General features: G+C 34.7%; 7 protein-coding genes. 4 read left to right on the top strand and 3 right to left on the bottom strand.

Annotated elements, in window-relative coordinates:
- Positions 1–52: hypothetical protein (locus tag BMX40_RS20970; RefSeq protein ID WP_139177973.1), on the top strand; the 52-nt coding region annotated here is incomplete at its 5' end.
- 282 nt (positions 53–334) lie between these two features.
- Here the strand turns inward: BMX40_RS20970 and BMX40_RS19645 are convergent.
- The 3 genes from BMX40_RS19645 to BMX40_RS19635 form a co-directional block, all read right to left on the bottom strand.
- A complete protein-coding gene (locus BMX40_RS19645; protein WP_090873128.1) occupies positions 335–1564 on the bottom strand; it encodes an efflux RND transporter periplasmic adaptor subunit in 1230 nt (409 codons plus the stop codon).
- Positions 1564–2238 carry a hypothetical protein gene (locus BMX40_RS19640; protein WP_090873126.1) on the bottom strand — a complete coding sequence of 225 codons (675 nt, stop codon included), beginning with the start codon at positions 2236–2238 and terminating at the stop codon, positions 1564–1566. Before BMX40_RS19640 ends, BMX40_RS19645 begins: the two co-directional genes overlap by 1 nt.
- 165 nt (positions 2239–2403) lie before the next feature.
- Complete coding sequence (locus BMX40_RS19635; protein ID WP_090873124.1) at positions 2404–3576, bottom strand: GNAT family N-acetyltransferase; 1173 nt, start codon at positions 3574–3576, stop codon at positions 2404–2406.
- Positions 3577–3905: 329 nt separating this feature from the next.
- Here BMX40_RS19635 and BMX40_RS19630 point away from each other — a divergent pair, with 329 nt between their 5' ends.
- The 3 genes from BMX40_RS19630 to BMX40_RS19620 all read left to right on the top strand — a co-directional run.
- On the top strand, positions 3906–5177 hold the full coding sequence (locus BMX40_RS19630) for a phytoene desaturase family protein (RefSeq protein ID WP_090873122.1): 1272 nt from the start codon (positions 3906–3908) through the stop codon (positions 5175–5177).
- A complete protein-coding gene (locus BMX40_RS19625) occupies positions 5164–6018 on the top strand; it encodes an RNA polymerase sigma-70 factor (protein ID WP_090873120.1) in 855 nt (284 codons plus the stop codon). Before BMX40_RS19630 ends, BMX40_RS19625 begins: the two co-directional genes overlap by 14 nt.
- Positions 6019–6226: 208 nt before the next feature.
- Positions 6227–6448 (top strand): HTH domain-containing protein (locus tag BMX40_RS19620; RefSeq protein WP_342028701.1); only part of this gene is annotated, 222 nt, incomplete at its 3' end.

Raw genomic sequence — 6448 nt, 5'->3', positions numbered from 1 at the left:
GAGGAACGAGGATCCTCATACACCTAGTATGGGCGGTATTTTTTTCATTTAGCGGAACCACAATCCACATCAATGACGAAGTGGATCCTCATTCCTTTATATATAAGCTCAGGCAATCCGCGGAAAACGAAGCCTTCTGCCGTAGCGGCTATCTACAATATTTCCATTAGGTGAAACCAAAAGTTACGTCACATAATATACATAAGGTGCAACAAAGTTTCAAAATACTCCCCAAAAAAATCCGAGCGAATTCCATTCTGAAAAAGAATGAAATCATCGCTCGGATTTTCACTTGGACTAACTGTTTAGTACCAACCACTAGTTAGAAATTATTTTATCTCGAAATTATGCCCGTAACAAAAAACTCTGTCCATTGTTTACCATCAACTAAATTCAACCATGGTGCCTTTCTATAATTAAATGGTGCAATAAATGGAGCGCCAGCATAATCTACGTTTATATTCTCAGTAAGTAAAAAATCTCCAGGATTTATTCCACTGGTTAATTCTACGTCATTCCCCATTTCGATACCAGTTTCAATCAATTCTTTCTCTACTTTCCCTTCATCTGTTAATTTCCATACATGATTATTAAACACCAGATTCTTATTGACAGTTGCCGCTTGAAGTGATTGGTTTTGGATGATTTCTAAATCTGTATGATATCCCGGCAAGACAGCATCTAACGCTTCTTCCTCATCAAAGGAAACTTCAAAAGGATAATTACTCCCCTGGTTTACTGTTACTTCATTTACTGGGGAATCACCAACTGATTTGATTATTCCTTTAAAATCTTTATCTAAATCAGCTATTTCGATTTCAACCTCCAATCCAGGTTCAACCAATTTGCGATCTGCTTCTTCCAATTCTCCTTTTACCTGTAACCGAGTGTCCTCTATGATTATTACCGGGTCATCCAATGTTGTTGATACAGCCTTTATCTTGCCTTCATAAGGACTTTCTACAGTCACCGTATCTCCAGTTGTATGGAGGTCTTCAAGCTGCGATTGAATACTTTTAGCTTGATCTTTCTTAGCGCTTAATTCACTTTCTTTCTCAATCAAATATTGTTCCTTTAATAATTCCGCTTCAATTGGATCACTTTGCTCAACAACAGTTACACTTTGATTATCTTCATCATCTGAACGAATAACCGGCTCTGATGGCTTTGGGATTTGATAGGAAGCCATTTCAGTAATAGCATCCTCAATAGCTGATATCTCTCCATTAAGCGTAGCTAATTCATTTTGTAGTAAATTCTCTGTTTCAAAGTAGCTATCCACTCGATACGAGTAAAGAGGATCACCAGTATTTATCGTACTCCCCTCTTCCACCAAAAACGCTTGAAAACTTCCCGCACTATCATCAAAATAAATGTAATGCTCTTCCGTATACGCAACTACACCAGATGTCCCAATTTTTTCATATAAATCTTTTTCATCTACCGCTTCCCACTCTGTTATGTAGGCGGTTCGGTTAACTTTCCCCTCGTGATCCAGCAGTACTAATAGGCCATTTGTAGCAATAAATAGTAATATAGCAATCCATACTAACTTTTTAAACATTACCCAAACCACCTACCAATCAAATGCACATCCACATCGGTCAATAATCCGGTTATCAACCATAGAGAAATATGAAATAAAATGATCATCACCCACACCCAAACGCTTTTTATTGGGGAAAGTTTCGTTAAAAATTTTATTTGAAACCAGATAATCCATAATTGAAATATGGAGATCGAGCCAAATAGATAGATCAAAAAAGGGATATCCGTTATGTAAGAAGCAATGATTCCAAACGAAAATGGAGATACATACCAATCAAGTCCTGCATATAAAACAAGTGGCACCCAAAGGATTCGCTCCACTAACATTACCAAAAGGACAACTAATTGCATGATAATTAATTTTCGATATGGTACATTAGTAACCACATAAAATAACAGTGATGGTACAAAAAGAACCAATAATGCTAGTATAAATGCATAAGTCATTCGACCAATAATAAACCAAAACTTTTGCAACTCATATTCGGCTGGAGATGAAGTTACTGCTCCACTAGAGAGAGGTTCAGAGCCTATTCCTAAATAGGCCATCCACCCATAAACAATCACACTTCCAAAGCATAGAAAGATTGCTAGTTTCCACAAATTTTTAAGACTCTCTGCTTTTCCGATTCGAAATAAATGATCGTCAATTGAAAATAGCAATTTTCTTAAATGAATCGTATACGTCATTAATTTCATCCCTTTATCATAGATTGCTTCCTATTTATTACACTTTTTTCAATTTTACCTTAATATCTATCAAATTTCTATTATTTTCAAGATATTTCGATATATCAGTACTTCCTACCTAAAAATCCCCTTATTCCATAAAAGGGGATTTTTTTTAGTCCACTATTAAAAGTAATCTGGGAAATATGGTTGTTGAATCGGTACCATGTTCTCTAATTCCTTTACACACGCCTCATCACCTGTAATCAATCCTAGCTCAAATAATTCAAGCGGACGAGAATAACCAAGTAACATAGTAGTAAGTTGCTGTATATTACATTGAATTTTTTTAGTTGGTTTTCCTCCAGATGGAAGAAAAGAAACGTTTGTTTCCAAATCAGATTGACGTAGATAATATTTCCCGCTATTTTCAGGTAAAAAGTCGTCTTCTACTTGTAATGTCACCTGATTGCTACTTGTTGTATTCTGAAATGGATATTGCTTCAAAAATTGACTTACATTCACAATACGTGCCATAAAATATGGTTCTATTTTTTGTTCAAAGTCTGGTTCCTCTAGTAACAAAGGTAGTGCATCATTCTCAGGCACAACCATTTCTACCTTTTTCACCATAGAATCATGATTCGCAATGAATTGATGTAGTAGATTCCTCCCATTCAAGGATCGATAAACCATTTCAATTACTATAAATTCTTTCTCCTTTACTTCAAAAAGAATATATCCATCAGGATTGTTGTGTTCATCATAAGCTACAGCAATGTGAGTAGATTCATCGTTTAATATTCGCTGCTCCCACCACTTTTCATCCCGAATTAAGGTTCCACTATATCTATATGCATAATCCTGATATATCGCTTGTAATAACTGATAATTTTTAGATATTCTTCTTACATATCCTTTTCCTTGCCAATTCTTGTTGAACTTTTCAATTGGTATCGAATATGTCTTTTCATTAAAAGAAAGCTCCCACCCATATTGCCGGTAAAACGGAACAGAAAAAGGATGCAAATAAGAAATAACTTGGCCATTTTCTTTCATATAGCTTAACGCATGACTAATTAGATCTTTTACCATTCCTTTTCTTCGATGCTCCGGCCAAGTTGCAACAGCGCTGATTCCTCCCATCTTAAATTCCTTTCCATTAATGGTACAAGCTAAAGGAATGAGGTGGAGTTTAGCAGCTATCTGTCCGTTTTCCATATGCCCCCAAATAATATGTCTTCGTGCCTCATCCCGCTTCTTCTCTAATTCATCTTCCGTTAATTGATATTGAAAAGCAAATTGAGATAGTTCAAAGATCTCCCTAGCATTTTGTTCCACATTCAATCGTTCTATCATGACGACACCCCCATAATAACATTAATCATTGCTATTCCAATTCCAAACTTCGATTCCACGTAATTAGAAAAGATTAAACATTTATCCTTCCATTCTTCTCTCCATTTCTCGAATCGGCCCGGTAAACAGCTAGTCATAAAATTTGAATAAACACCAATTCAGAGCTGTAGATATACTCTTTAAACCAACTCCCCCTCATATCTATAACGTTTCCAGCATTCATTTGTTTCAGGATATTATATATTTTTTTATTATTTTTTAAAAATGAATGTCACAAATTTCCCACATCCTCGTCTTGTTTATAAAAGAGAACTTAAGGAGGAATAAGGATGAAAAAGAGATGGGATGTTGTTATTGTTGGCGGAGGCTTGGCTGGACTAGTCGCTGCTAATTATCTTGGAAAGACCAATTACAATATATTATTGTTGGAACAAAGCACGCACCTTGGTGGTAGAGCAAAAACCAATACCATTCAGAAACATTATTTCAATATGGGGCCGCACGCCTTTTATAAACGAGGGGTTGCAAAAAGTATCCTTCATGAATTGGATGTACAATTAATAGGAGGCTCACCAAAACCAGGTGGTCTATTATATTATCAAGATCAATCGTATCAAGCACCATTTTCATTAACTAAAATTATCTCATCACGTTTATTAAATTGGAGAGAGCGAATGGAATGGTTTCGTATTATAGTAAAACTACTAACAGTAAAAATAGATAGCATTGGTGATATATCTTTTGAAGAATGGGTCTCTTCTACGTCATCATCAAGGAAGATGAAAGATCTTTTATTTACCCTGTGTCGACTAGCAACGTATTGTCATAACCCAGAAATGACAAGTGCTAAGGTAATCGTTCATCATTTAAAGCTTGCATTAGGAGGGGTAATTTACTTGAATTATGGTTGGCAAAGCATCGTAGATCAACTTTATACACAAGCTGTTAACCATGACGTTCAATTCAAACTACAATCATCTGTGAAACAAATCGTCCTTGATAATAAGCCGATAAAAATTCTATTAAACGAAGATGTAATCCATACAAACTACATTATATTTACAGGGAATCCATACCACTTAAGACAGCTTATCCCTTCAAAAAATAGTTTACTGGAACACTTTTTAGATAGCAGTGTCCCTATACAAGCTGCTACAATGGACATAGCACTCCAAAAACTTCCACGACCGAATCATTCATTTGCATTATCGCTAGATCAACCGTATTATTATTCATTACATTCTAAGTTTGCTACCCTTTCCACAGAAGAAAAAAGTCATATTCTGCATGTTTTAAAATATGATAAAACAATTGAAAAAATAGACCATAGAGAGATCCAATACGAGCTTGAGAACTTCTTAGAGCGAAATCAACCAGGATGGCGTCAACATGTAATCAATCAAAGGTTTTTACCTAAAATTACAGTTAATCAACGCATACCTAGACATGATGATCATTTACTGTTGAATCACATGAAGTCAAAAAAATTATATATGGCTGGAGATTGGGCTTCTCAAACTTCCATGTTATCTGAAGCCGCAATTACTACAGGGAAAGAAACGGCCTTATATATATTGGGGGAATTAGATGCAAATCAGTAGTGAGGAATATGAAGAATTAAAACCACTATTGTTTTCGATAGGATACCGAATGCTTGGATCCATACAGGAAACAGAAGATGCCGTTCAAGAAACTTTTATGCGGGCCCATGAGGTAGATCAAAGTAATATAAATAATAAAAAAGCCTTTGTATGCAAAATAATGACTAACCGCTGTTTGGATCTATTAAAGTCTGCACGGCTAAAGAGAGAACAATATGTAGGTCCTTGGAATCCAGAACCAATTTTCAACGAAAAACAAACGGAAGGAAATCCAGTTAACTTAATCCTTAGAAAAGAAGGACTTACGATTGCATATTTACGAATGATGGAAAACTTATCTCCAGTTGAACGGGCCGTATTAGTATTAAGAGAGATATTTGATATATCTTACCTAGAAATTTCTGAAATTGTAGATAAGTCTTTAGTCAATTGTAGAAAAATATATAGTAGAGCTCAAGAAAAATTAAAAAAAGTAAGTAATGAAAGCTTAGACTATAATAATAACAAACAGGTTGTCGACCAATTTATACAAGCACTTCAACTACAGAATCAACAACAATTGCTTCAATTATTATCCGCTAATATAACGCTATACTCTGACGGAGGTGGAAAAGTTCTAGCAGCACTACGACCGATTCCAACAAAACAAAAAGTATCTGCATTCCTCTATGGATTGGTACGAAAGCTAGATGATAATTACATCTATAAAATTACGAGTGTAAATGGTCAACCGGCGATCGTAATATACATGAACGGAAGATTACAAAGCATTATCAGCTTTTTTATCATAGATGATATCATCCAAGAGATTTATATAACTTTAAATCCAGATAAGCTGTAACAATTATTTTTCAGCCATATAAATTGTAATTATTATCAATGGGGCACTTTCGCCCATTATTCGTTTGCCATTAGACAAATATAAACGTTTTTAAAAAGAGAATCTCCCCTTTTTAAAATGTACCCTATAGAGTAGACACTTTAAAAAAAGTCTACCTATAGGGTACTTTTGTGTATACTTAAGAAAAAATAGTAAATGGGGAAAGAATATGAGTAAGAGATTGTTTACGGAAAAGGAAATTAGAATATTATCTAAAAATCTCTATGTAAAATCTGTTAGTGAAAAAGGGATTACTTATACTGATGAATTTAAAAGAATTTTTATTACTGAAAACGAAAAGGGTAAGTTTCCTAGACAAATATTCGAGGATCATGGATTCGATATAGATATTATTGGGAAAGAACGTATAAAGTCATCGGGTAATAGATGG

This window comes from Oceanobacillus limi (genome assembly GCF_900111445.1).
GTDB classification, from domain to species: Bacteria; Bacillota; Bacilli; order Bacillales; family Amphibacillaceae; genus Ornithinibacillus; species Ornithinibacillus limi.
This window is presented reverse-complemented; position numbering and strand designations above follow the sequence as displayed.